Raw genomic sequence first — 24,782 nt, 5'->3', positions numbered from 1 at the left:
ATGGCAGAAATAAATTGTTCAGTAAATAATTGTTCTCATAACAAATCTGGAGTATGCTACTCAAATAGAGTTAACATTGGTGGTTTAAACTCTTCTTGCTCTAAAGATACATGTTGTGGTTCTTTCTTAGATAAGAATCTTTATAGTGATTTAACTAATAATACAAATGCATCAGGTTCATGTGATGCTTTAATTTGTAAAGTTGAAAACTGTAAATATAATTGTAATAGTTTATGTGATTTACCTTGTATTAGCGTTGGTGGAGATGACGTTAAAATATATTCAGAAGCACATTGCCAAAGCTTTCAAGAAAAATAATTAGTTGCCTGATGGCAAGATTAATAGGTTGCTCTGCAAAAGTGAAAAATTCACTACGTTAAAGAAAAAATTTGCTTACATCAATAGTGAAAATTTTCTTACCTTCCACTTTGCACTGCAACCTTTCCCCTAACGTAGTAAATATTTATATTTCTGTATCAAATCTTGATTTATGTGCTGTAAAGCATATTTATCTTTGCTCTAGGTAAATATTTCTCCTATCGAAGATACATCTTAACTTCCTGTACTTTCATATCTACTTATTCCTATTAGCCATATTCTATACGCTACCAAAATAGAAAGCATACTTATTAAAAATGTCATTATTACTCCTTGAAAAAAGCTGCCTCTTCCTAGCAAATATGCTCCGGGATAATATCCTGTAAATGCAAAAGGTATTATAAATGTTAATGTCGTTCTAATCCAACTTGGATATATATTAATTGGATATTTAACAAAGCTACTTAATTGATATACCATGAACATATAACTTTGAGCAAACTTCACCCAAAAAGTAATTGATGTGACAGCAAGTTTAATAGCTGTATATATAACTGTTGCACAAAGAATCATGAATATTAGAGCAATTATCTTTCCAAATGTAACTTCAATAGAGAGTTTACTCCAAGATGTTATTAAAAGCATTGTACCTATAATTATTTCTCCAAATCCATCAGGTTGAAACTTTTCTACTATAACTTGAAAAAGTGGATTCAAAGGTCTTACTAAATATCTATCAAACTCACCTTGTGCTATAGTTTTCCAACTAAATATCCACAATTGATCTGTAAATACATGGTCTATCCCCCTAGGTATCTGTGCAAAACCATATATAAATAATATTTCATAAAATGACCATCCACTTAAAGTAGGTATTGCACTAAATATAAGGCTTATAAATATTACACCTACAGATTGAACTAATATAAATCCAATAAGACCTAATATAAAATCTGCTCTATAAGCCATAAGTGTTTTTATATATTGTTGTAAGAATCTTATATATAATTTAAAATGTCTTTTCATAACCTAACCTCCTACAACAGTTAAATTCTTTATCATAGATTTCCACATAGATTTTGCAATGATCATAAGTAAAACTATCCAAAATACTTGTATTCCTAATGATACTATAATTTCAGTATTACTAAGCTTTCCTAAATAAATCATCGTAGGAGTATAAATTACTGAACTAAATGGAAATAGTTTAACTATAGCTTGTGCCCATGATGGAAAAAATGCTATAGGAATTAATGTACCTGATAAAAGCTGAATAATAGCCTGCATAATTTGTGACATTCCCCACATATTTGTAATTTTAAAAGAAAATAATCCAAATATATAACTAAAATAAAAGCTTATAAGTATTCCTAATACAATACTTATAAAATATATAATAATATTTATTACATTTATATATCCAAAGTATCTATAAAATAAAAATGTTGTTAACATAAATGTAATTAAAAATATAACTATAAAATTATAAAATACATTTCCTAACCCTTGAAAAAACATCCTCTTCTCATAATTAATAGGTCTAACTAAATTAATTGCTATTGACCCATCTAAAACTTCTCTAGATATGTCCTGGCTTATGTCTACAGAAGTCATTAAACTGGTTAAGAATGTTATAAAAACATATATAATCATTTGATTTAAAGTAAATCCATTTATTACTGCTTCACTTGAGCTCCCATATATAGCTTTCCATAAGTAATAAGTTACAGCTAGCATAAGTAAGTCTCCAAACATAAAAATAATTACATTTGCCTTATAAGATATTAATTTTTGAAATGTATTTCTTGCAAAAGGTAAATATGTTCTAATTTCCTTTAATTTATTCATATTTACACCTCATTTCTATACATCTTCTTTACTATATCTTCAATACTAGTTTCTTTAACTATAAAATCAATAACTTTAGCTTCCTTCATAACCTCACTTATTATCTCTGCTGAAGATATTTTATTTTTATTAAATGTTATAGCTAATTTATTTTCTTTTATATCTAAATTAAAATCATCGTCTTTAACTATTTCTTTGAACTTTAAGTCGTTTATAGAAATATCGCCTTTAATTTGAGCTTCTACTGTAGTTAAATATCCATATTTATCTTTAATTCCTTGAATCTCACCATCATAAATCTTTTTACCTTTATCAATTATAATTATCCTACTACATAACTCCTCAATATCGTTTAAATCATGTGTAGTTAATATTATAGTAGTTCCATATTTTTCATTTATCTCTTTTATAGCCTTTCTTACATTTTCCTTTACAACTACATCTAAGCCAATAGTAGGCTCGTCTAAATATATTATCTTTGGATTATGTATAAGCGCCGCTGCTAAATCTGCTCTCATTCTTTGTCCCAATGATAATGTTCTTACTGGATTTAAGAAAAACTCCTCTAATCCTAATAATTCCTTCAAGAAGTTCATTCGCTCTTCAAAATCTTCATCACTTACTTCATAAATATCTTTTAATAGAGTAAACGTCTCAGATATAGGCAAGTCCCACCACAATTGAGTCTTTTGGCCAAAAACTACTCCTATATTTTTAGCATTCTTTTCTCTATTTTCATAGGGTACTAACCCATTTACGGTAACGGTCCCAGATGTAGGTGTTAAAATTCCAGTCATCATTTTTATTGTAGTTGACTTCCCTGCTCCATTAGCACCTATATATCCAACTATTTCTCCTTCACCTATCTCAAAACTTATAGAATCTACTGCTAACTTTTCAGTATACTCCCTAGAAAAAAATGTTTTTATAGCTCCTTTAAATCCAGGATATTTTTTACTTATCCTAAACTCTTTAGTTAAACTTTCTACCTTTATCATAAATTCACCTCTTTCATCACTCTTCATTTCCAATTAATATTTTACCTTAATTTTACATCTGTTGAAATACTAATTTTATTCTGAATAATTTACTCACTAAAAAAATATGCCTATGACATTCAGCACTTTGCCACAGGCATATCTTTTATTTGATATTATTTTTCTAATAATGCAATTCCACGTAATATAACAGCTGAGTATGATTTTATTAAAGGTATATTAGAATCAACTATCTTCTTAATAACTTCTACTCCAGCTAATTTACCATTAGCTATTATACTCCACTCTTTATCAACATCTAAAGATATCTCACTATTTACATCATAATTATCAATACTAGTTCCATTATAAATAATAATAAATTCTTCACTGTTATCTTCACTAGAAATTGAAGAAATTATGACTCCAGACTTATCATCATTATGAGCAAACTTTATACTTAGATTTTTCTTAACGTCTTCTGGTGATGTTATTTTGAATAAATCATATTGTTTTCTTATTTTAATTAACCCTTTATAATATTCAAAAACTTCGTTGTATTTAACTTTATCACTCCATTTAATACTATTAATAATGTCTCCACTCTTATAACTATTATGGTCTCCTTGCTTAGTTCTAAGAAATTCTGATCCTCCTTGAAAAAATGGTATTCCTTGAGCAGTGAATAATATTGAAGCTCCTAATAAATACTGTCTAACATTATAATTGTCTAATATATTGTCTCCAATATTATCTCTATATTGTCCATATTGAGTATTATAATTTTGAGTTTTTTCAATTTGATCCCATAAAGTGTAATTATCATGCGCATCCATATAGTTTATACTTTCATCTGGATTATAAGTTATTGTATATATAGAACCTTTTAACCCTTCAACTATATTCCATGCTTTTATTGCATTATGCTGATCTCCATTTATAAATCCTCTCGAAGGAGAATTATCTCCTCTTATAGCATCTCTAAATGTATCATTAAATACTGAGAAATTTTCTTTCTTCTGAGAACCTTTATAAGTTCCATTCTTAACAGGAGAATCCCCACCTTTCCAAGGTTCTCCGTATATTAAAAAGTTCTTATCTATTCTTGAAGTTTTCCTTACAATCTCCTTAGTAGTCTTTATATCCATTAATTCCATTAAATCAAATCTTAACCCATCAACATGGTAATCTTTTATCCAATGACTACAAGAGTCTAAAATAAATTTTCTAACCATAGGTCTCTCTGTACATAATTCATTTCCACATCCTGAACCATTTGAGTATCTTCCCAAATAATCTGTTCTAAAATAATATCCAGGTACTATTTTATCCATATTTTCTGTACTCATCATATGGTTATAAACCATATCTAAAACTACTCGTATACCATTTTTGTGAAATCCTTGAACCATCTGTCTAAATTCTAAAATTCTCGTAATTGGATTGTATGGATCTGTACTGTAACTTCCTTCTGGGACATTATAATTTTTAGGATCATATCCCCAATTTCTATTGCCTTCAATATCTTTGAATCTCTCGTCTACAGAACCAAAATCATAAGTCGGAAGCAAATGAATATGAGTAATTCCTAATTCCTTTAAATGATCTATTCCTGTACTTACCTTCTTATTACTAACTTCATCTATATAAGAAGTTCCCTCTTCTACCAATCCTAAGTAAGTTCCTCTTAAATCATCACTTACTCCAGAAGTCTTATCTATTGTAAAATCTCTTACGTGAGCTTCATATATTATTGAATCAATCTTTTTATCGATATAAGGACTCTTATCTTCCTTCCATCCTAATGGCTTACAATCATTGCTATTAATATCTATTAAAACTCCCTTATCTCCATTAACACCTACTGCAAATGCATACGGATCAACAGCATAATTTATTTTATCTATAATCTCACCATCATTATTTATATCTCTAAAATATAGCTTATATAAATAATATTTACCTTGGTTTTTTTCTCTATCTATAGCGGCATAATGTGTTCCTGTTTTTTGATCATATGCCATTTCCTCTACAGTACAATAATTCTGATTTAAATCATCATAATTATTGTATAAAGCTATTTCTACTTTATATGCTGTAGGTGCCCAAAGTCTTAAAACTATATCTTCCGTCAAAAATGAAACTCCAATTTCTTTCGAGTAATAATACTTATCTAAATAACTTCTCATCGTAACCTTACATGGATTATACATATTTGAAGGACTTACAACTACTAAGTCATTAGCATTTATATTCTTCGGTATATTAGTTAAAATTACTTCTCTTCCTCTTATTATAGTTGATACTCCCTCTATTTTTTCTCCATTTATATAAAGGTGAAAGTCAACACCTAGTAGAGGTTCTCTTGTTAAGTACGCTTTTATCTTCCTATCGTTATCAATAACCGCAAATTTTATTTTAGTTCCACAGGCCATAACAGCCTCCTTTAACGAATTATATGGGCTTGGTATTCCGTATAAAATATATAGGTTATTCTCTTTATTGCCGGTATTAAAGGTTGGACTTTGTTCTGCCCACTGGTTTACCCAGTTAGGACCCCATTGTTTTTTCCTTATTATGAAATTATGATACGGCATATATGCAGAATCTCCAAAATCTGTCTCTATATTAAAGTCTATTTCCTTTGAATCACATCCATCTTGAAATGCCCAACAATTCCATAAATAGCTCTCTCCAATATATTTATTATCATCAGTAAGAAAATGTACCAATGTTTGGTCAGGTAAACTCTTAGAAACAATAATTTTTTTTTCATTCTTATATTTATTATCAGAAGTTTGTGCAATTACAACTATTTCTGTTCCTTCTTCTACATCTTCTGAAACATATAAGTATGAATTTTCTAACTTCACCCCTTCTATCTCTTCTTTTAAATACCAATTAATATCTGGAAAAGATACTTTGTCATACAACTCAACTACTCTTCCTACTAGCTCTACTGGAGCTTTATAAGTTACAAACTTATTTGACGATAATATTTCTAAAAAATTCTCAACTCTATCCCAAGTAAACTTAAACCCATTTTTTCCACCATAGGGATTATCAACCCATATTTCATCGCCTTCTCTATCAACTAATATATATTTATATCTATACTGACCTTCTTCTAAACCATTTTCAAATTTTACATCCTTTATCATCTTTAGGGTGCCATCTTCAATATCAAGCTGCCAATTCAGTTTAAACTCTTCCAATTTTTCCCAATTATTAAAATCACCTACAATGTAAGCACATATAGCATTATCATATTTTGCTGTAAATCTTATAGTATTTGACATAGGGCTTAACTTTATCCCGTATCTACCGTGTTTATTTCCATCAACCTCAAATTTTTCAACATAATTCAGTATTTCCACTCAAACACCACCTTATTGTAATTTTCATACATACAATTTCTAAATCTTTGGTCTTAATACTGTTACTGCTAATGGAGGTACTTTAATTTTAATTTTAAATGGATCACCATTATCATCACTAGTAAATACAGACCTTTCTAAAGTCTGTCCACTTCCTCCAAATTCTATGCTGTCACTATTTAATACTTCTACATATTCTCCTTCCTTAGGAACTTCTACCTCAAAATCATAATATGTTACAGGTGTAAAATTTAAAACAAAGATTAACATATCATCTTCATTTTTACCTTTTCTTATAAATGATAATATACTCTTTTCACTATTATCTGCATCTATCCATTGAAAGCCTTCCTCTTTATTATCAAGCTCCCATAACGATGGATTTTCTTTATAAAATCTATTTAATACCTTAAAATAATTATGAACTTGCTTGTGGATTTCATATTGGTCAATTATCTGCCATTGTAACTGTTCATACTCTCTCCACTCTATGAATTGCCCAAATTCACTTCCCATAAATAATAGTTTTTTACCTGGGTGAGCCATCATAAAAGCTGCATACAATCTTAATCCAGCATACTTGCACCAATTATCTCCAAACATCTTATTTACTAATGATTTTTTACCATGTACAACTTCATCATGAGATATAGGTAAAATGAAATTTTCTGAGTACTGATACATCATTGAAAAATTCATCTTATTATGATGATATTTTCTATATATAGAGTCAAGCTCCACATAGCTCAATGTATCATTCATCCATCCCATATTCCATTTAAAATCGAAACCTATTCCCCCTTCACTTACAGGATGTGTTATCTTAGGCCATGTAGATGATTCTTCTGCCACAGTTACTATCCCTGGAAAGTTTTTATGAACAACTTCATTAAATTCCTTTAAAAAACTAATGGCTTCTAAATTTCCATTACCTCCATAAATATTAGGAATCCATTCACCATCATTACGTCCATAGCTAAGATAAAGCATATTTGATACAGCATCAACTCTTAATCCATCAACGTGGAACTCTTTTATCCAATACATAGCATTTGATATTAAAAAGCTTTTTACTTCATATCTGCCTAAATCAAAATTCCAAGCTCCCCAGCCTTCATTATTTGCCTTCCAATAATCTTGATACTCATAAGTTGCAGTTCCATCAAAATAGCTCAATCCATGTGAATCTTTACAATAATGTCCTGGAACCCAATCTAAAATCACTCCGATATCATTTTTATGCAATTTATTTATTAATTCCTTAAGTTCTGTAGAATCTCCATGTCTTGATGTTGGTGAATAATATCCTGTTGCTTGATATCCCCAAGATTTATCTAATGGATGTTCATGTAATGGCATAATCTCAACATGAGTATATCCCATTTCTTGTATATATTCTGGTAATACTTCACTTATTTCCCTATAAGTCATGAACTCTCCATCTTTTCTTCTCCATGAACCTAAATGTAATTCATAAATATTCATAGGACTACTTTGAATATCACTTTTCTCTCTTTTATTTAACCATCTTTTATCTGACCATCTAAATTTATTTTCCTTTACTAATATAGATGCTGTATTTGGCCTTAATTCAGACTTAAAAGCATATGGGTCTGATTTTAGAACTGTATTACTACCATCATAATTTGTAACTGCTAACTTATATCTTTCGCCTGGCTTTAATCCTGTTATAAAGGTTGTCCATAATCCAAGCTGATTATATCTTTTCATTTCATTTTCTTTTCTAATTTCCCAATTTGAAAAATCACCAACTACAGTTATTTTACTAGCTCTTGGTGCCCAAGTTGTAAATCTAACTCCATTTTTTCCTTTATATTTTACAAAGTGTGCTCCCATAAACTCATAACAACTTGTATGAGTTCCTTCGTGAAATAAATGCTCATCCAACTCAAAAATCTCTTTTTCTTCTTCTGTTTGAATTTTCTCCATTATTTTTCTGGAATCGGTGCCAAAAATCTTCTCACTTTTACATTCTATAATTTCTTTTGGCAATATTTCTTCGCTAATAATAGCTTTACTACTTTTTTTCGTGCTTTTTTCAATTTTACTAACCATACTCTTCTCTCCCTATGTTAACCTTTCTTTATTATCTTTTTGTATAATTATATATATTAATTGTACCATTTTTTGTACAAATAATCCATTTAAGTAAATATTATAATTTTACTCCAATTATTCTTAATATTAATATATCATATTATAATATCTTTCAAAATTATTTTTTAGTTCTAATAAATTAACATTTCTTCCTACTCTTAAAAATTCCTTTCCTTCTATAAAAAGTAGCATTATAGGTAAAGAAAATATACCATACTTAGCTGCTAAATCAATATGCTTTTCGCCATTAACCTCTCTACACTCTATTTTAGGAAATTCATTTAATATACTCTCAAGCTTTTCCTTTATGACTTCACATGCTCCACATGCACTACCAGTAAAATAAATAATACTCATTTTATTATTTTCAATTACTTCTTCTACTTCTTTTGGATTTTCTATATTAATCACTATTATTCACCTCTATATTTGTATATTAAATCTATTATATATAATTTTAACTCTCCCCTTCTCTTTTATACAAATAGAATTTTTCTATATAAAAAAAGAGCTTTAATATATAGCTCTTAATTTTATGTTAGACAATTATATATAAAATTTTTGATTTTTATCTTAAGAATACACATTTCCTTGCTCATAAAAATTAAATATTCTATCTAAATAGGAATGTAGTATAGAATCTCTTTCAAAATATAATTCATGTTTACCTTCATTTATATAAACTATTGCACAATCCTTAGCTATTGCTTTAAATTCATTATGAGCCTCATTTACTACAAAAGTATCATTTCCAGCTTGAAAAAGTAATATTGGAATATCTATTTTCTTAATATTCTCCTCTTTTAGTAGCTTCCTAGTTGCTTTTAGCCCTTCATTTACCCATCTAAAAGATCCACCACCTCTTTGACACTCTTTATTTTCTTTTAAATACGATAAATGATGCATATATCTGTATTTATCAGAAGTTCCTGACCCTTCTAAGTCATCTATACCATCAAAATCTTTATGTCCAAATATATAATTATCACCTTTTCCTATGGCAATATAGAACTTGGCTAACAATTCTGCTATAAAATTCGAATATTTTCCTGTATTTATTTGCATCATAGGAGCATTAAGTACAGCTTTTTTAAAGTAACCAGGATATGTTTCTAGAAATAATGTACCTATAGCCCCTCCCATAGAATGTGCATAAAGATATAAATCTTTTCCCTTTTCTTTAACAATTTGATCTAAAAAACGTTTTAAATCTTCAATGTAATAATCGAACTTTTCTACATTTACTTGACTTTTATATTTTTTACTTAAGTGTCCTGACCTTCCATGTCCACGATGCTCAATACCAAATACTGAATATCCTTCTTCTATAAAATAATAAATTATTTCTTTATATTTTTCTAAGCATTCACAAAATCCATGACTTATTACTATTCTTCCTTTTTCTCTTTCAACTATATAAGTTTCATAGTAAATATCTAAGTCATTTTCCCCTTTAAAATACCCCATTTTTTTGATTCTATTTAATCTTTCTTCTACTCTATTTATATTTTCTAAATCTCTTCCAAAATTATAGAAATACCCTCTCTCTAAATTATTAATCATATTTCACCCACATTAATATAAATTTTTTATATTTCTAGCATTTTTTACAAATTAGTAATGAAACTATTATAAACAAAAAAAGAGAATTATTGCAAAAGCACTAACTCTCTTTTTTCACTTATTTTTCTCTAAAATTATAGATTATCTATTGATATTACGTCATATCCTGCATCATCTATTTTTTCTTTAATTTCTTCATCATCTGAAGTTGTATCTACTTTAGCATACTTCTCTTGTAGATTTACCTCTATTGATTTTGCATCTTTAAGTTCTTCTAAAGCCTCCTTTACATGTGCAACACATTTATTACAGCTCATTCCTTCAATTAATATTTTCTTTAACATAAAATCTACTCTCCTTAATATATTTTTAAGCTTTAAATCTTTTTAGTCTTAAAGCATTTGTAAGCACAGATACTGAACTTAAACTCATAGCAGCAGCTGCTATCATTGGATTTAATAATGGTCCTCCGAATATATGAAGTACTCCCATAGCTACTGGAATGCCTAATACATTATATCCAAATGCCCAGAATAAATTTTGTTTTATATTTCTTATAGTAGCTTTACTTAACTTAATAGCTGTTGAAACATCTCTTAAGTCACCCTTCATTAAAACTATATCTGCTGACTCTATAGCTACATCAGTTCCAGTACCGATTGCTATCCCTATATCAGCTTGAGCAAGTGCTGGAGCATCATTAATACCATCCCCAACCATAGCAACTTTTCTGTTTTCTCCTTGAAGTTTCTTAACCTCATTAGCTTTATCTTCTGGTAAAACTTCTGATAATACTATATCAATTCCAACTTGTTTAGCTATAGCATCAGCAGTCTTTTTGTTATCCCCTGTAATCATTGCAACCTTAATCCCCATATTATGAAGATTTTCTATTGCTTCTTTACTACTTGATTTTACTGTATCTGCAACAGCAACAATTCCCTCTAACTTATTATCTATAGCTATATACATAGGTGTTTTACCTTCTTGAGCTAATTTATCTGACTCTGTTCCTAGTGTTCCGACTTCTATAGAATTTTCATTCATTAATTTTAAATTACCAAGCAATATAGTTTTACCTTCTATATCAACCTTTATTCCATGTCCAGGAATAGCGCTAAAGTTTTCAATACCCTTAAATTCTAGATTCTTTTCTTCAGCTTCTCTTACTATCGCTTCTCCAAGAGGATGCTCTGAACCCTTCTCTGCACTAGCTGCAATAACTAAAAGCTCATCTTTAGAATAATTAGTTGTTATGATATCAGTAACCTTTGGTTTTCCTTCTGTAATAGTACCTGTCTTATCAAATACTATAGTGTCTACCTTATGAGTGATTTCTAAAGCTTCTCCACCTTTAATAAGAACTCCATTTTCAGCTCCCTTACCTGTACCAACCATAATAGCAGTTGGAGTTGCTAGTCCTAAAGCGCATGGACAAGCTATTACGAGAACTGAAATAAATATTGTTAAAGCAAATACAGGAGTTTCTCCTGCTATAAGCCACCCTATAGCTGCAAATATTGCAAGTCCTATTACTATAGGAACGAAGTATGAAGATATTACGTCAGCCATTTTAGCAATTGGCGCTTTTGAACCTTGGGCATCTTCTACAAGCTTGATTATTTGTGCTAAAGCTGTATCTTTTCCAACCTTTGTTGCTTTATATTTAATAAAACCTGTTTTATTAATACTTGCTCCAACTACTTTACTTCCAATAGTTTTTTCTACAGGTATACTTTCCCCTGTAAGCATAGATTCATCAACAGCCGTACTACCTTCTATTACTTCTCCATCTACTGGTAGCTTTTCTCCTGGTTTAACTAATACAGTATCTCCAACAATAACTTCATCTATCGGAATAACTAATTCCTTATCATCTCTAATTATAGTTGCTGTCTTTGGAACTAGTCCCATAAGCTTTTTAATAGCTTCTGAAGTTTTACCTTTTGAAACAGCTTCTAAATATTTACCTAAAGTTATTAATGTAAGAATAGTAACAGCAGCTTCATAATATAAATGCATAGCATATGAACTATCTCCAGTATATATCTTATAAGTACCAAATAAACTATATATAAAAGCGGCTATAGTACCTACTGTAATTAAAGAATCCATATTAGGAGATAATTTAATTAAATTCTTTGTCCCTACATAATAAAATCTATATCCTATTATCATAACTGGAACTGTTAAAACAAGCTGTACCAATGCAAAATTCATCGGATTCATCATAGGATCAATAATATGAGGTAGTGGCATTCCTACCATATGCCCCATAGTTATTATAAGTAATGGTAGAGTAAATACAGTTGATGCTATAAATCTTATAAAAAGTTTCTCTTTATCAGTTTTCTTTTTCTTATCATCTTTTATTTCTTCTTCTCTTATAAGTTTATATCCAGCCTTTTCTACTGTTCGCTTTATATCACCATAGGTAACTAAATCTTCATCAACAGTAATTGTTAATTTTTCAGTTGTTAAATTAACTACTGAGTCAATTACCCCATCCATCTTTTTAGTAACTCTTTCCACTCTATTTGAACATGCAGAGCATGTCATTCCTTCAACTTTATAGGTATGAACCTTAGTATTTTTAATTACTGTATACCCTAGATCATTAACCTTCTTTTCTATATCTTGTTCACTTAATTTATTTTCATCAAAATTAACCGTTAAAGTTTCCGTTGTTAAATTAACATTTGCATCTATTATACCATCCATCTTTTTAACTCCCCTTTCTACTCTATTAGAGCATGCAGAGCAAGTCATTTCGCCTATTTTATATTTCTTATTCATTTTTTATATCACCTCTTATCATTACTTTGATATTTTCTCAAATATTTTCATAATTTCATCTATCTTTTCTTCACCTTTATTTTCTAATATTGCATCGGAAACACAGTGATTTATATGTCTTCTTAGGATTTGCATATTAGCTTTTTTTAATAATGATTGTACTGCTATTATTTGGTTTGAAATATCAACACAATATCTCTCATCTTCAATCATATTTATTATTCCTTCAATTTGTCCTTTAGCTACTTTTAAACTTTGAATAGCATTCTTTCTTTCGTCCATATTTCCTCCTTACCCCCTCCCAGGTGGGGGGTGTGTTTTAACCTCATTATACTCTTTTTTTTCTAACTGTCAATAATAGTTTTTCAACTTTTCAAATTTAAATTCAAATAAAAATAGAGTTATACAAAAATCTGTATAGCTCTATTTTTTATATAGTAATGATATTCTTATTAAACTGTGTGAATTAAAGTTAATCTATCTTCTAAGTATAATTCTTTATTTTTATGAAGCAGATTTTCTCTCATTTTTTATTGTTATAGTTAATGTAGTGATTAAACCACCCCAAAGGACTACTGCTCCTAATGCGAAAAATATTATTGATGTTCCTGTCATATTAAATCGCAACCTCCTCTTCTTCATCTACTTTATTCAAATCTTTATTTTTCCAAGGTTTCTTACTAATTAATAATCCTAATATTATTCCAAAGCCAATAACTGCCCATCCATATAGAAGCGTTGCCGCAAGTGGATATCCTGCATATGGATTCTTAAATTCAGCAGTTAAACTCTGTACTAGCATTATTATTAACATCATTGGTGTTACAAACTTAACTATAAAATCCCACCATTTTCCGATTCTAAAATATGATATTTTATTTACATGATTTCTTATAACTTCTGGTTTAATTATCCATCCTATTAATATAGCTTCAAGTAAGCCTACTCCAACTATAGCATAGCAATTTACAAAGTTATCAATTATATCTAATAAGTATAAACCTGCACCTGTAGCAAAAATAGCACTCATTGCCACACCTAAAATACAAATTCCTGAAACTACCTTTTTACGCTCCCAATTTGTTTTATCTATCACCGATGATGCTATAGCTTCGACTAATGATACTACTGAAGTTAATCCTGCAAAAACTAAACAAGCAAAGAATAAAACTGCTAATATAGTTCCCCATGAACCCATAGCTGTAAATACTTCTGGGAATACTACAAAGGCAAGTCCAACTCCACTTGAAACAACCTCATCTATTCCAACACCTTGACTTGTTGCCATAAATCCTAAAATAGCAAATACACCTATAGCACATAAGAACTCAAATCCACAATTTGCAAAAGCAGTCATGAAAGCACTATTATTTATATCTGTTTTCTTAGGTAAGTAACTTGAATAAGTCATCATTATTCCCATTGCTAAGCTTAATGAATAGAATACTTGTCCATAAGCTGATATCCAAACCTTCGGATCTGTAAGCCTGCTCCAATCTGGAGTAAATAATTTATTTAATCCTAAAGTAGCTCCTTCTAAAGTTACTCCTCTAACAACTATAATAACCATTATCCCTATTAATATCGGTAATAATACTTTATTTAATTTCTCAATTCCACCTTTAACACCTTTATAACATATAAACCAACCTATTCCCCAAACTAAAAATATTCCTATAAGAACAGCCCATATAATATTTCCTAGCTCAAACGGTGAACTAGTAAGCTGTAAAAAGTCATTATGGAAAAATGCATCTGTATTACTTCCCCAGCCTTTATTAAAGCTTAGTGTAAAATATTTCATAGCCCAACTTAATATCATTGAATAATAACTTAAAATAAAAAATGCTGTAACCACTGGCCACCATCCAAGCCATTCCCACTTTTTATTTGCTCTAGCAATTGAAAGAGGTGTTGATCCTCTAAATTTATGCCCCATTCCATATTCAAGTATTAATATAGGTATACCTGCTGTAAATATAGCAACAAAGTATGGAACTAAAAAAGCTCCTCCTCCATTTTCATAAACTACATATGGAAATCTCCATATGTTTCCTAATCCTACTGCCGATCCTACTGCAGCCAAAATAAATCCTAATTTCGATCCCCATTGTTCTCTTGAGTTATCCACTATTCGTCCTCCTTCGGTTAATAACTGGTTTTTTACCTCTTATTTCTCTTGTCTATATATTATATCATTTTGATAGTTTTTTCAAGAACTTTATGGTAAATTTATATATATCAGCATTTATATTTATCATTTTATTAATTATAGTTTATTTATTTAACCATTTTGTTAATTCGAATATCAAAAAAACTCTTTAAATTGAAGATTTATCAATTAAGTTTTATTTTTTATATACCTAACTTTTTTCTTTTTAAAATCATAAAAGAATACTACTTAAAATTGCTTAAAAAGTTTTTCAATAATATTAAAAACAAATAAAAAACTAGTAGAATTAAAATTAATCTACTAGTTTTTTTATTCCTATTTAACTTTTACCTAGTGCAACTCATCACTTTCAACGTCATTAAAAATATCCTGTGTATTATTTAAGAAAAATATTGCTACTTTATCAATATTTGAATCAGTTACATACTTCTCATAAATATCATACATTAACTCTGAATTACTTTTATCTGGCTGGTATTTAAGTAGTATATTTCCTATACTGGTTCCTTCTATATTAAAATCTTTATATATCTTATACTTTCTATCTGTTGGTATAGCTGTTATTCTTAAAACCTCATTTCCTGGATAAAAGAATATCTTAACCTTTTCAAAAACAACAACTCCATATCCATTATCAAAGTTTATATTATTATATCCTCTTTTATCTAAATAACTTTTTGTAATATTAATTATATTTGTTCTTCCCATATAAACCCTCCCAATTTTTTCATACCATTCATTTGTTCCTTATAAAATTCTACATATAAATTATATCATAAGCTATAAAAAAGAAGAACATTTAATATGTTCCTCTTTCTTTATCAACCTATTTTATATCTTTTATACATAGATACTTTTTACACGATACTTGTCCAACATTTAGCCTTATGCTTTATTTTGACAACCACAAACTTTTATCTTTTCTATTACAAACTTTTTAACTTCATCAATTCCTGCTTTATTATATTTCTTAGGATCTATTGTATCAGGATTTTCTTTAAGATACGTATTTACTCCATGCGTATAAGCAATTCTTAATTCTGTTGCATAATTAACTTTACAAATTCCTCTCTTAATTGCCTCTTGTACCTTCCAATCTGGAATACCTGATCCTCCATGTAATACAAGTGGAACTGATACAACTTTTCTTATTTCTGAAAGTCTTTCTAAATCTAACTTAGGTTCACCTTTATACATCCCATGAGCTGTTCCTATTGCAATAGCTAATGAGTCAACACCTGTTCTTTCAACAAACTCTTTAGCTTCTAATGGATCTGTATATAAATCTCCATCTCCACCATCTAAATCATCTTCTTTGCCTCCAACTTTTCCAAGCTCAGCTTCAACCGCTACTCCTGAAGGTTTACACATATCTACAACTGCCTTTGATATTTCTATATTACTCTCAAAATCACTATGAGATCCATCTATCATAATTGAAGTATATCCTGCTCTAAGTGCTTGAGCTGCTAACTCAAAGCTTGACCCATGATCTAGATGCATAACTACTGGAACCTTCGCTTTACTAGCAGCAACTTTTGCATTTGCTAAAAAGTAATCAAGACCTGCATATTTTACTGTAGATGGAGTAGTTTGCATTATAACAGGAGCATTCATCTCCTCAGCTGCACTAATAACAGCCATAACCATCTCCATATTTTCAACATTAAATGCGCCTATAGCATAATTCCCTTCTTGAGCTTGCTTTAAAATTTGTTTAGTTGTAATTAATTCCATAATACCTCTTCTCCCTCGATTTTTACTTTGTATATGCTAACTTTATATTTTTTTCATTTTATTAACAGCTACTATATTAAGAACTCCTGAATAGATACTATATATAGCTACTATTCCACTTAAAATCATAAAAACTATATTAAAGTTTTGTTGTATTGCATTTAGTACGATTAATATACTTAATAGCATATATGCACATGCTTTCATCACTATTTTTTCTTTTTCTTTGCTTCTAACAATAACTTCTAACTTAGAAACCTTTTTATCTCTCTTAAAATCCTTTATTGATTTTAGCTTTTTTAGATATATTCCTCTAAAATATAGTTCTACTAAAACTACAGCTCCAACTCCTATAATAAGAGTATTCTGTAATGACTTAAAATAGTCTCCTAATAAGATTAAAACTATAACAATAATTGAATATCTGTAATATAACAATCTAAACTTTTGCTCTACTTCTTTTGATATAATATAGCCTTTCTTATCAAAGATATTGTAATAAACCGTATTTCCATATACGTCTAAATACAAATTATTTCCTGCCAAATTAGTAACATGTTTCTTCATTACAACATCGCCTTTCCTAAACAATATGTTTGATGTACGGAATAGTCATGATTAAGAACTACCAAATCGCTATCATACCCGACCCCTATTCTTCCCTTACGGTTGTCAATTCCTAAACATCTTGCAGGATTTACAGTACATGCATTAATTGCATAATTAAATGGTACCATCGCTTCTTCAACTAATATTCTAAGACCTTCATTCATCCTTAATGTAGATCCAGCCAATCCTTTAGTATCAACTAAATGAGCACTACCATCTTCATATATTTCTATTTCATTTCCACCAAAAATAAATTTAGTTCCAGGCTCATACCCTTTAGCCATTAATGCATCTGTAACCATAATTCCGTAATCTGGTCCCTTAGCATTGAAAAAATTATATAGAGCTGCTAAACTTGAATGATTTCCATCACAAATAACTTCACCATACATTCCTTTAATTCTATAAGCTGCTCCAACTAGTCCATTTTTTCTATGATTAAATGGAGTCATTCCATTATATACATGGGTTTGTGATCTAGCTCCATGTGCAAAAGCAAGTACAGCTTCTTCATAAGTTGCTGCAGAATGTCCTATACTTGCAACTATTCCATTTTTAAACAAGTACTCTGTAAGCTCATAATCCTCATCCGTTTCAGTTGCCAAAGTTACATATTTTATTAATCCTTTTGCTGCTCTTTGATAAGCTTGAAATTCTCTTACTGTAGGTTTAGTAATAAACTGCTTCGGTTGAGCTCCTTTATACTCCATATCAAGATATGGTCCCTCAAAATGTATTCCTAATATTTCGGCTCCATCATATCCTTCCTCTACAACCTTAGCTACATTAGCCACAGCTTTAGTAAGAACTTCATTACTTTGAGTTATAGTTGTTGGTAGTATTGATGTAACTCCCTCACTAACTATACCCTTTGTCCAATTTCTAAGACCTTGTTCATTAGCATCATTTGTATCAAAGCCATATGCTCCATGACAATGAACATCTATAAATCCTGGAACAATTCTCCTATCACCATAATCTAGAGCTCCGCTCTTTTCATTATAGTTATAAATATTAATTATTTTATTATAATCAATCTCAATTTGAGCTGGAATAAATTGATCTGCTATCCAAACTTTTTTACTTTGTATTAACATAGTCATCCTCCTTGTATATCATTACTTTAATTATACATAAGTTTATTTTTCTAATATTTGCACTTTTTAACATACATATTATATCTTTCAGCACTTCCATTGTATTTAAATAGCTCTTCATTATAATTAAAATTAATAAAGCTCAGCTTAAAATTTATAAAGTTTAAAATACAGTGGAGGGGATATTTTTATGAATATATTTAATATTAATGAAGAGCAAATGAAGAAAACACTTTCCTCATTTACTTTAAAAGAAATTTACCAACAACCTAAAACATGGTTAAAAACATTAAATCAAATTAAAGAAAGCAAACAAGCTATACAATCTTTTATAGATAAAGTTATCAAATGTGATGACTTTGATGTTATCTTAACCGGTGCTGGTACTAGTGAGTTTATTGGTAACTCATTATATTCTTACTTAAATAAGGAATTAAATTACAAGGTTAAATCTTATGGAACAACAGATATAGTTGCTACACCTGAAAATTATCTTTCAAAAACTAAGCCAACATTATTAGTAAGTTTTGGCCGTTCAGGTAATTCTCCAGAATCAATAGGTGCTGTTGAAGCTGCTTCTGTAGTTTGTAATAATTTATATAATTTATTTATTACTTGCAATAAAGATGGTGCACTTTCTAAAATGGCAGATGAACTTGATAATTGCTATGCAATAAATCTTACTGATGAAACTCATGATCAATCATTTGCTATGACTTCTAGTTTTTCAAATATGTATCTAGCTGCATATCTTTGCTTTAACCTAGATGAACTAGAGCAAAAAGAATCCATGTTAAATAAAGTTTGCTCTTCTACTCAAAATTTCTTAGATAATAATTATGAAATTGCATCTAAAATAATTGATGAATTTAATTTTGAAAGAATAGTTTATTTAGGTAGCAATACATTAAAAGGTATATCACAAGAATCTTCATTAAAGATGCTTGAATTAACTGCTGGAAAAACAGTTGCAGTGTTTGATACTCCATTAGGGTTCAGACATGGTCCAAAATCTATCATTGATGATTCTACATTAACAGTCATTTATGTTAGTAACGATGAATATACTTATAAATATGAATTAGATTTAATTAGAGAGATCAGTTCTCAAAGAAAGAATAATAAGTTAGTAGTTGTATCAGACAAGCATTCAGAAGAATTAGACACTTTAGCTGATTACACAGTATCTTATAATATTAATTCAAATGCAAATAATGCTGAGTTAGGTTTAGCATATATTACATTTGCACAAACTTTAGCAGTATTAAAATCTTTATCAATGGATTTAACACCAGATAACCCTTGCCCATCTGGAGAAGTAAACCGTGTTGTTAAAGGTGTTACATTATATCAATATACATGTAAATAAAAATAACTTATAAGGAATTGAGAGAGGATGAATAAATATGGTTGGATTAATAATTAGTGGTCATGGAAACTTTGCATCAGGTTTACGTTCTTCTTTAAAACTAATTGCAGGGGAATCAATTAATGTTGAATATGTAGATTTTGAAGAAACAGACTCAACAGAAACTCTTAAAGAAAAATACTATACTTCTTTAAAATCTTTAGATAATTGTGATAGTATCTTAGCTCTTGCTGATTTAGCTGGAGGTTCACCTTTTAAAACTCTAGTTGAAGTGAAAACAGAAATTAATAAACCTATGGAAGTAATAGGTGGAACAAATTTACCTATGGCCCTTGAAATATCTATGACTAAAGATATGATAGATGATTTATCTTTATTATCAGAAAGTGCTTTAGAAGTTGGAAGAAGCGGAATTTTAAAATTTGAATTTATTGTACATGAAGATGTTGAATGCGAGGATGGTATCTAATATGATAAATTGGGAAGTTGTTATGTGGACATGTATCACAGTAGCAGTATTAGTAGGAATAGCAGCTATGATATTATTATTTATCTCAGCAAAAAACCTTAAAAAAAGAACATCTGAAATTAAAGAATTTCATATTGAATTAAAACCTGGAACTAAAGTTATGTTCTGTGGTGGCGTTTATGGTAAAGTAGTTAAAGTAGGAAATGATACTGTAGATGTAGAAGTTGCTAAAAATGTAGTAGTTACTGTATCTAGATATGCTATTCAAAGTGTTGCTTAAAAAATAAAGTGCGAGCGAAATTCACTGGTGAAAGGTCGACTTCACGAAGTGAAAAGGCTACTAGCGTAGCAGGGAAAAGTTAACTTAACTTAAAGTGAAAGGTACTAATGTAGACACTTTTTACTATTGCCATAGGCAATATTTTCACTGTCACGTCAGTGACATTTTCCCCTTTTACGAAGTCAAACTTTTCACCAAAGTGCCTCGCACTTTATTTCAATTGCTTAATTAAGACTTAAATACAGTTTGTGCATATTCACTAGGACTTATCTCAAAGTGTTGAGTAAAAGCTCTTGAAAAGTAATGAATTGAACTAAATCCTAACATAAATGCTATTTCACTAATAGTATATTTATTTTCTTTTATTAATAGTTTACTTTTAGCTAACTTTAAATCATTAATATACTTTTTAGGCGAAGTATTTAAATTATTTTTAAATAATGTTTGTAATGAAGACCTAGATACTGAAAACTTACCACAAAGTTCTTCAATTGTAATAGGTTCACAGACCATCTTATCAATATAAGCTAAAATTCCTTCTAATAGTTCGTCTTGAAAATATTGCTGAGTTTCAGTGGGTAATTTATCTGACTCTGTACCTAAATAATCATACTGGAATAATCTAATAATTATTTCATGAAAATTACTTAATATTAAATTCTGCGTATAAGGCAACGTAGATGATATATTTTTTGCAAAGGTTCTTATTGCCTTGTATAACTCTTTTCTACAGTGAAATACTCTATTGCAAATTAAACTATCATCTTTACATTCCATATCAAACATAACAGTTAAGTATGAACATGATGAATCGCTATTTACATTCTGAGTATGAAGCTGATTTTTTCCATAAATAATCAAGTCATAAGAATTCAAAGTATAACTTACATTATCAATTGATGTTTCTAATGTTCCGTTATCTACAAAGGTTAATTCATATATATTATGTCTTTCACCTTTAAACTTATAGTTTGGACTTTTTATTGTATAATAATATGCCATTATTTCTGGTATATTAATTGTTGGTAAAATTCTATTATACTCATATGGTGGATTTAGAAATTCAATGTTTAAATTATAGTTAGGTGGAATTATTAAATTAAATTTTACCTGATCCATCATAGGAATTATATTGAAATACATATTAGCCTTAATTTCTAAATTCCTATGTATTCCAAATAATTTAAATTCTCCATCACTTGAATCACCAATTAATATATAAGCCATTCCATCCTTGACCTCTACATACACTGGTTCTGAAAAATGATACAAACTAGAAATTACTCTATCAGTAGTTACCACTTCCCTTTGTATCAATTCATCACTATGCAGATCCTTTGGTTCATCATAAATAGAACCGTATTTTTTAAATTGAGCGCTTGATGTTTTATCATACATAGCAAATCCCCTCTCTCATTTTAAATATTTATCATATTGGAACTCGAAAATCTTCTCAACGGAAGGTTGTCCTAACATAATATATTCATAATTTCACTTCATTATGATATACATAATATTTTTAATAAAAACCCTTACGATAAATATATAAATACCCTATTTAATTCTATTCTTTTATACAACTATATTGTAATATAATTATAATCTTTGTCAATTATTTACTATCATTACAATAATGCCTATTTTTCGCGTTTTATGCTTTGAAATTATATTTAACATAAAAAAATCATCGTATTTTTAACCTTTTTGTAAACGTTGTTAAAAAACATAAAACAATTATTAAAAAATCCAAAGATTCCATCTTTTGTTAGTTTTATAATAAATATAAAGAGTTAATAACTTTTTACAATTTGTTAATAAAGGAGGTGAAAATATGCCAAATATCGTTTTAACAAGAATAGATAACAGATTAATTCATGGACAAGTTGCAACTCAATGGTGTAGTTCCATCGGAGCAAACCTAATTCTAGTTGCTAACGATGTTGTTGCTGGGGACAAGCTTAGACAAGGTTTAATGGATATGGCTGCTCCATCTTATGCTTCAACTCGTTACTGGACTCTTGAAAAAACTATAAGCACAATTCACAAAGCTAGCGCAAAGCAATTTATCTTCATAGTTTGCGAAACTCCTTCTGATGTATTAAAGCTAGTTGAAGGCGGTGTTCCAATAAAGAAAGTTAATATTGGAAATATGCATATGGCTCAAGGTAAGAGACAAGTTGCTGGTTCTGTCGCGGTAGATGATAAGGACGTAGAAGCATTTAGAAAATTAAAAGACTTAGGTGTAGAACTTGAAATTAGAAGAGTTCCTACTGAAAGTGCAGAAAGCCTTGATAAACTATTCAAATAATACCTTTTTAAGGTCATTATAAAAAAAACTAAATATTAAATAAGGGGGATTACAATAATGGATTTTAATGTAGTACAAATCTTATTGGTTGCAGTATTTGCATTTATTGCAGGTATAGACCAATTCAGTTTCTTAGAATCATTATACCAACCAATTGTATCTGGTGCTGTTGTCGGTGCAATTCTTGGTGATTTACAAACCGGTCTTATAGTAGGTGGTACTTATCAATTAATGACAATCGGAAATATGCCAATCGGAGGAGCTCAACCTCCAAATGCTGTTATTGGTGGAATAATGGCAGTTGTATTTGCTATTTCTTCTAAACTAGATCCAGCTGCAGCTGTTGGACTAGCTGTTCCATTCGCATTAATCGGCCAATATTGTGTAACTTTACTATTCACAATCATGTCTCCATTAATGTCAAAAGCTGATAAATATGCTGAAGATGCGAATACAAAAGGAATTGAAAATCTTAACTATCTAGCAATGGGTGCTTTAGGATTATTCTTTGCTTTAGTAGTTGTTATCGGTTTAATCGGTGGTGCTGCTGCTGGTAAAACATTAACTGCATTATCTGAACAATTTGCTTGGTTCATGAGCGGACTTAGTGCTGCTGGTGGAATGATGCGTTATGTTGGATTTGCAATACTTTTACGTATCATGTTATCAAACGATTTATGGGGTATTTACTTCGCTGGTTTTGCTCTAGCAACAATAATTGGAAAGATAGACGGATTAAGTGGTTCAGCTCTATTAATTATCGCATTTATCGGAATCGCTGTTGCTATCTATGACTTCCAAACTAATGTAAAAATGAAGAGCAGTGCAGCTTATGCACCAGTAGGGGGAGGAGATGACGAAGATGGAATTTAATTCAACTCAATATAAAGATTTAACTCCAGCTAAACAACTTGACAAGAAAACTTTAAACAAAATGGTTTGGCGTTCATTATTCCTACAAGCTTCTTTTAACTATGAAAGAATGCAAGCTGCAGGATGGTTATATGGTATATTACCTGGATTAAAAGAAATTCATACTAATAAAGATGATTTATCTAAATCTATGAAACACAACCTAGAATTCTTTAATACTCACCCATTCTTAGTAACTTTCGTTATGGGTATAATTCTTTCTTTAGAGCAACAAAAAGCAGATACAAATACTATCAGAGCCGTAAGAGTTGCTGCTATGGGACCTTTAGGTGGAATCGGAGATGCTATCTTCTGGTTTACACTAGTTCCAATTACTGCTGGTATCACTGCTAATATGGCAATCAATGGTTCACTAGCTGGTCCAATATTATTCTTATTAATCTTCAATGCTGTTCAATTTGGTGTAAGATATTGGTTAATGCACTGGTCTTACAACCTAGGTTCTAAGGCAATTGATATTTTAACTAAGAATGCTAAAGAATTTACACGTGCTGCTTCTATGCTAGGTGTATTCATAGTTGGTGCTTTAACTTCTAACTATGGTGCAACTAAATTAGGAATCGTAATACCAAATGGTGAAGCTCCAATCGATATTCAAGCTATATTAGATGGTGTATTACCTCAAATGATTCCTCTAGCTTTAACATTATTATTATTCTTCTTACTTAAGAAGAAAGGTTGGAAGCCAGTTACTTGTATAGCTCTTTTACTTGTAATCGGAATCGTTGGTGCATTTATTGGTCACTTAGGTGGCTTCACAATGTGGGGATAAAATAATATCTTTTTAACACTTAAAAGGAGTTGTTAATA

At 29.6% G+C, this 24,782-nt stretch carries 24 protein-coding genes; 7 read left to right on the top strand and 17 right to left on the bottom strand.

Features of this window, described 5'->3' with window-relative positions; genetic code table 11:
- Positions 1 to 318 (top strand): DUF1540 domain-containing protein, encoded by a 318-nt coding sequence (locus ARA56_RS04110; RefSeq protein WP_055264244.1) that lies wholly within the window; start codon positions 1 to 3, stop codon positions 316 to 318.
- 234 nt (positions 319 to 552) lie between these two features.
- Here ARA56_RS04110 and ARA56_RS04105 read toward each other — a convergent pair whose 3' ends face one another.
- The 16 genes from ARA56_RS04105 to nagA all read right to left on the bottom strand — a co-directional run bounded on the left by ARA56_RS04105 (position 553) and on the right by nagA (position 18,613).
- A complete protein-coding gene (locus tag ARA56_RS04105; protein WP_055264242.1) occupies positions 553 to 1,344 on the bottom strand; it encodes an ABC transporter permease in 792 nt (263 codons plus the stop codon).
- Between the two features lie 3 nt (positions 1,345 to 1,347).
- Positions 1,348 to 2,166, bottom strand: a complete 819-nt coding sequence (locus tag ARA56_RS04100) for an ABC transporter permease (protein ID WP_055264240.1) — start codon at positions 2,164 to 2,166, stop codon at positions 1,348 to 1,350.
- 2 nt (positions 2,167 to 2,168) lie between these two features.
- Positions 2,169 to 3,164: an ABC transporter ATP-binding protein gene (locus tag ARA56_RS04095; RefSeq protein WP_055264238.1), complete on the bottom strand. Its 996-nt coding sequence runs from the start codon at positions 3,162 to 3,164 to the stop codon at positions 2,169 to 2,171.
- Between the two features lie 155 nt (positions 3,165 to 3,319).
- A complete protein-coding gene (gene pulA / locus ARA56_RS04090) occupies positions 3,320 to 6,520 on the bottom strand; it encodes a type I pullulanase (RefSeq protein ID WP_070205644.1) in 3,201 nt (1,066 codons plus the stop codon).
- A gap of 39 nt (positions 6,521 to 6,559) precedes the next feature.
- The gene (gene glgB / locus ARA56_RS04085; RefSeq protein WP_055264306.1) at positions 6,560 to 8,470 is read right to left on the bottom strand and encodes a 1,4-alpha-glucan branching protein GlgB; all 1,911 of its coding nucleotides are present in this window, start codon (positions 8,468 to 8,470) and stop codon (positions 6,560 to 6,562) included.
- A gap of 255 nt (positions 8,471 to 8,725) precedes the next feature.
- Positions 8,726 to 9,049 (bottom strand): thioredoxin family protein, encoded by a 324-nt coding sequence (locus ARA56_RS04080; protein WP_084758947.1) that lies wholly within the window; start codon positions 9,047 to 9,049, stop codon positions 8,726 to 8,728.
- A gap of 162 nt (positions 9,050 to 9,211) precedes the next feature.
- Positions 9,212 to 10,201 carry an alpha/beta fold hydrolase gene (locus ARA56_RS04075; protein WP_055264236.1) on the bottom strand — a complete coding sequence of 330 codons (990 nt, stop codon included), beginning with the start codon at positions 10,199 to 10,201 and terminating at the stop codon, positions 9,212 to 9,214.
- Positions 10,202 to 10,335: 134 nt separating this feature from the next.
- A complete protein-coding gene (locus ARA56_RS04070) occupies positions 10,336 to 10,545 on the bottom strand; it encodes a heavy-metal-associated domain-containing protein (protein ID WP_055264234.1) in 210 nt (69 codons plus the stop codon).
- Between the two features lie 25 nt (positions 10,546 to 10,570).
- Positions 10,571 to 12,997, bottom strand: coding sequence for a heavy metal translocating P-type ATPase (locus ARA56_RS04065; RefSeq protein ID WP_055264232.1), 2,427 nt, complete (start codon positions 12,995 to 12,997; stop codon positions 10,571 to 10,573).
- 21 nt (positions 12,998 to 13,018) lie between these two features.
- Positions 13,019 to 13,279: a metal-sensing transcriptional repressor gene (locus ARA56_RS04060; protein WP_055264230.1), complete on the bottom strand. Its 261-nt coding sequence runs from the start codon at positions 13,277 to 13,279 to the stop codon at positions 13,019 to 13,021.
- A 222-nt stretch (positions 13,280 to 13,501) separates the two neighbouring features.
- Positions 13,502 to 13,612, bottom strand: a complete 111-nt coding sequence (locus tag ARA56_RS16590; protein ID WP_148315740.1) for a MetS family NSS transporter small subunit — start codon at positions 13,610 to 13,612, stop codon at positions 13,502 to 13,504.
- Position 13,613: 1 nt separating this feature from the next.
- The gene (locus ARA56_RS04055; RefSeq protein ID WP_055264228.1) at positions 13,614 to 15,128 is read right to left on the bottom strand and encodes a sodium-dependent transporter; all 1,515 of its coding nucleotides are present in this window, start codon (positions 15,126 to 15,128) and stop codon (positions 13,614 to 13,616) included.
- Between the two features lie 372 nt (positions 15,129 to 15,500).
- Positions 15,501 to 15,878 (bottom strand): hypothetical protein, encoded by a 378-nt coding sequence (locus ARA56_RS04050; protein ID WP_055264226.1) that lies wholly within the window; start codon positions 15,876 to 15,878, stop codon positions 15,501 to 15,503.
- A gap of 177 nt (positions 15,879 to 16,055) precedes the next feature.
- On the bottom strand, positions 16,056 to 16,907 hold the full coding sequence (locus tag ARA56_RS04045; RefSeq protein ID WP_055264224.1) for a class II fructose-bisphosphate aldolase: 852 nt from the start codon (positions 16,905 to 16,907) through the stop codon (positions 16,056 to 16,058).
- A gap of 42 nt (positions 16,908 to 16,949) precedes the next feature.
- Entirely contained in the window at positions 16,950 to 17,474 is a 525-nt protein-coding gene (locus ARA56_RS04040) for a hypothetical protein (RefSeq protein WP_055264222.1), read from the bottom strand.
- Entirely contained in the window at positions 17,474 to 18,613 is a 1,140-nt protein-coding gene (gene nagA / locus ARA56_RS04035; RefSeq protein WP_055264220.1) for an N-acetylglucosamine-6-phosphate deacetylase, read from the bottom strand. The genes ARA56_RS04040 and nagA overlap by 1 nt, the downstream gene beginning before the upstream one ends.
- Before the next feature lie 190 nt (positions 18,614 to 18,803).
- On the opposite strand from nagA, the gene ARA56_RS04030 reads away from it, so the two are divergent.
- From ARA56_RS04030 to yajC, 3 genes are read left to right on the top strand one after another with little or no spacing between them, the layout of a single operon-like run.
- Entirely contained in the window at positions 18,804 to 19,982 is a 1,179-nt protein-coding gene (locus ARA56_RS04030; protein WP_055264219.1) for an SIS domain-containing protein, read from the top strand.
- Positions 19,983 to 20,019: 37 nt separating this feature from the next.
- The gene (agaF, locus tag ARA56_RS04025; RefSeq protein ID WP_055264217.1) at positions 20,020 to 20,451 is read left to right on the top strand and encodes a PTS galactosamine/N-acetylgalactosamine transporter subunit IIA; all 432 of its coding nucleotides are present in this window, start codon (positions 20,020 to 20,022) and stop codon (positions 20,449 to 20,451) included.
- Position 20,452: 1 nt separating this feature from the next.
- Complete coding sequence (gene yajC, locus ARA56_RS04020; RefSeq protein WP_055264215.1) at positions 20,453 to 20,731, top strand: preprotein translocase subunit YajC; 279 nt, start codon at positions 20,453 to 20,455, stop codon at positions 20,729 to 20,731.
- 228 nt (positions 20,732 to 20,959) lie between these two features.
- Here yajC and ARA56_RS04015 read toward each other — a convergent pair whose 3' ends face one another.
- The gene (locus ARA56_RS04015; RefSeq protein WP_055264213.1) at positions 20,960 to 22,129 is read right to left on the bottom strand and encodes an AraC family transcriptional regulator; all 1,170 of its coding nucleotides are present in this window, start codon (positions 22,127 to 22,129) and stop codon (positions 20,960 to 20,962) included.
- A 433-nt stretch (positions 22,130 to 22,562) separates the two neighbouring features.
- Between ARA56_RS04015 and agaV the strand changes: the two genes are divergently transcribed.
- Genes agaV through ARA56_RS04000 form a run of 3 tightly spaced genes read left to right on the top strand, consistent with a single transcriptional unit; the run spans position 22,563 to position 24,744 of the window.
- Positions 22,563 to 23,039, top strand: coding sequence for a PTS N-acetylgalactosamine transporter subunit IIB (agaV, locus tag ARA56_RS04010; RefSeq protein WP_055264211.1), 477 nt, complete (start codon positions 22,563 to 22,565; stop codon positions 23,037 to 23,039).
- Between the two features lie 57 nt (positions 23,040 to 23,096).
- The gene (locus tag ARA56_RS04005) at positions 23,097 to 23,912 is read left to right on the top strand and encodes a PTS mannose/fructose/sorbose/N-acetylgalactosamine transporter subunit IIC (RefSeq protein ID WP_055264209.1); all 816 of its coding nucleotides are present in this window, start codon (positions 23,097 to 23,099) and stop codon (positions 23,910 to 23,912) included.
- Entirely contained in the window at positions 23,902 to 24,744 is an 843-nt protein-coding gene (locus ARA56_RS04000) for a PTS system mannose/fructose/sorbose family transporter subunit IID (protein WP_055264207.1), read from the top strand. The genes ARA56_RS04005 and ARA56_RS04000 overlap by 11 nt, the downstream gene beginning before the upstream one ends.
- Positions 24,745 to 24,782 lie beyond the last annotated feature (38 nt).

It is taken from the genome of Clostridium disporicum, assembly GCF_001405015.1.
GTDB lineage: Bacteria > Bacillota > Clostridia > Clostridiales > Clostridiaceae > Clostridium > Clostridium disporicum_B.
Note: the sequence above shows the minus strand (reverse complement) of the source record. Positions and strands in the feature narration are given on the sequence as shown.

What these genes read in the sequence shown, in the direction of transcription:
- ARA56_RS04110 (WP_055264244.1), top strand. Translation starts at nt 1, where the DNA reads ATGGCAGAAATAAATTGTTCAGTAAATAATTGTTCTCATAACAAATCT.
- ARA56_RS04105 (WP_055264242.1), bottom strand. Translation starts at nt 1,344, where the DNA reads ATGAAAAGACATTTTAAATTATATATAAGATTCTTACAACAATATATA.
- ARA56_RS04100 (WP_055264240.1), bottom strand. Translation starts at nt 2,166, where the DNA reads ATGAATAAATTAAAGGAAATTAGAACATATTTACCTTTTGCAAGAAAT.
- ARA56_RS04095 (WP_055264238.1), bottom strand. Translation starts at nt 3,164, where the DNA reads ATGATAAAGGTAGAAAGTTTAACTAAAGAGTTTAGGATAAGTAAAAAA.
- glgB (WP_055264306.1), bottom strand. Translation starts at nt 8,470, where the DNA reads ATGGAGAAAATTCAAACAGAAGAAGAAAAAGAGATTTTTGAGTTGGAT.
- ARA56_RS04075 (WP_055264236.1), bottom strand. Translation starts at nt 10,201, where the DNA reads ATGATTAATAATTTAGAGAGAGGGTATTTCTATAATTTTGGAAGAGAT.
- ARA56_RS04070 (WP_055264234.1), bottom strand. Translation starts at nt 10,545, where the DNA reads ATGTTAAAGAAAATATTAATTGAAGGAATGAGCTGTAATAAATGTGTT.
- ARA56_RS04065 (WP_055264232.1), bottom strand. Translation starts at nt 12,997, where the DNA reads ATGAATAAGAAATATAAAATAGGCGAAATGACTTGCTCTGCATGCTCT.
- ARA56_RS04060 (WP_055264230.1), bottom strand. Translation starts at nt 13,279, where the DNA reads ATGGACGAAAGAAAGAATGCTATTCAAAGTTTAAAAGTAGCTAAAGGA.
- ARA56_RS16590 (WP_148315740.1), bottom strand. Translation starts at nt 13,612, where the DNA reads ATGACAGGAACATCAATAATATTTTTCGCATTAGGAGCAGTAGTCCTT.
- ARA56_RS04050 (WP_055264226.1), bottom strand. Translation starts at nt 15,878, where the DNA reads ATGGGAAGAACAAATATAATTAATATTACAAAAAGTTATTTAGATAAA.
- ARA56_RS04045 (WP_055264224.1), bottom strand. Translation starts at nt 16,907, where the DNA reads ATGGAATTAATTACAACTAAACAAATTTTAAAGCAAGCTCAAGAAGGG.
- ARA56_RS04040 (WP_055264222.1), bottom strand. Translation starts at nt 17,474, where the DNA reads ATGAAGAAACATGTTACTAATTTGGCAGGAAATAATTTGTATTTAGAC.
- nagA (WP_055264220.1), bottom strand. Translation starts at nt 18,613, where the DNA reads ATGTTAATACAAAGTAAAAAAGTTTGGATAGCAGATCAATTTATTCCA.
- ARA56_RS04030 (WP_055264219.1), top strand. Translation starts at nt 18,804, where the DNA reads ATGAATATATTTAATATTAATGAAGAGCAAATGAAGAAAACACTTTCC.
- agaF (WP_055264217.1), top strand. Translation starts at nt 20,020, where the DNA reads ATGGTTGGATTAATAATTAGTGGTCATGGAAACTTTGCATCAGGTTTA.
- yajC (WP_055264215.1), top strand. Translation starts at nt 20,453, where the DNA reads ATGATAAATTGGGAAGTTGTTATGTGGACATGTATCACAGTAGCAGTA.
- ARA56_RS04015 (WP_055264213.1), bottom strand. Translation starts at nt 22,129, where the DNA reads ATGTATGATAAAACATCAAGCGCTCAATTTAAAAAATACGGTTCTATT.
- agaV (WP_055264211.1), top strand. Translation starts at nt 22,563, where the DNA reads ATGCCAAATATCGTTTTAACAAGAATAGATAACAGATTAATTCATGGA.
- ARA56_RS04005 (WP_055264209.1), top strand. Translation starts at nt 23,097, where the DNA reads ATGGATTTTAATGTAGTACAAATCTTATTGGTTGCAGTATTTGCATTT.
- ARA56_RS04000 (WP_055264207.1), top strand. Translation starts at nt 23,902, where the DNA reads ATGGAATTTAATTCAACTCAATATAAAGATTTAACTCCAGCTAAACAA.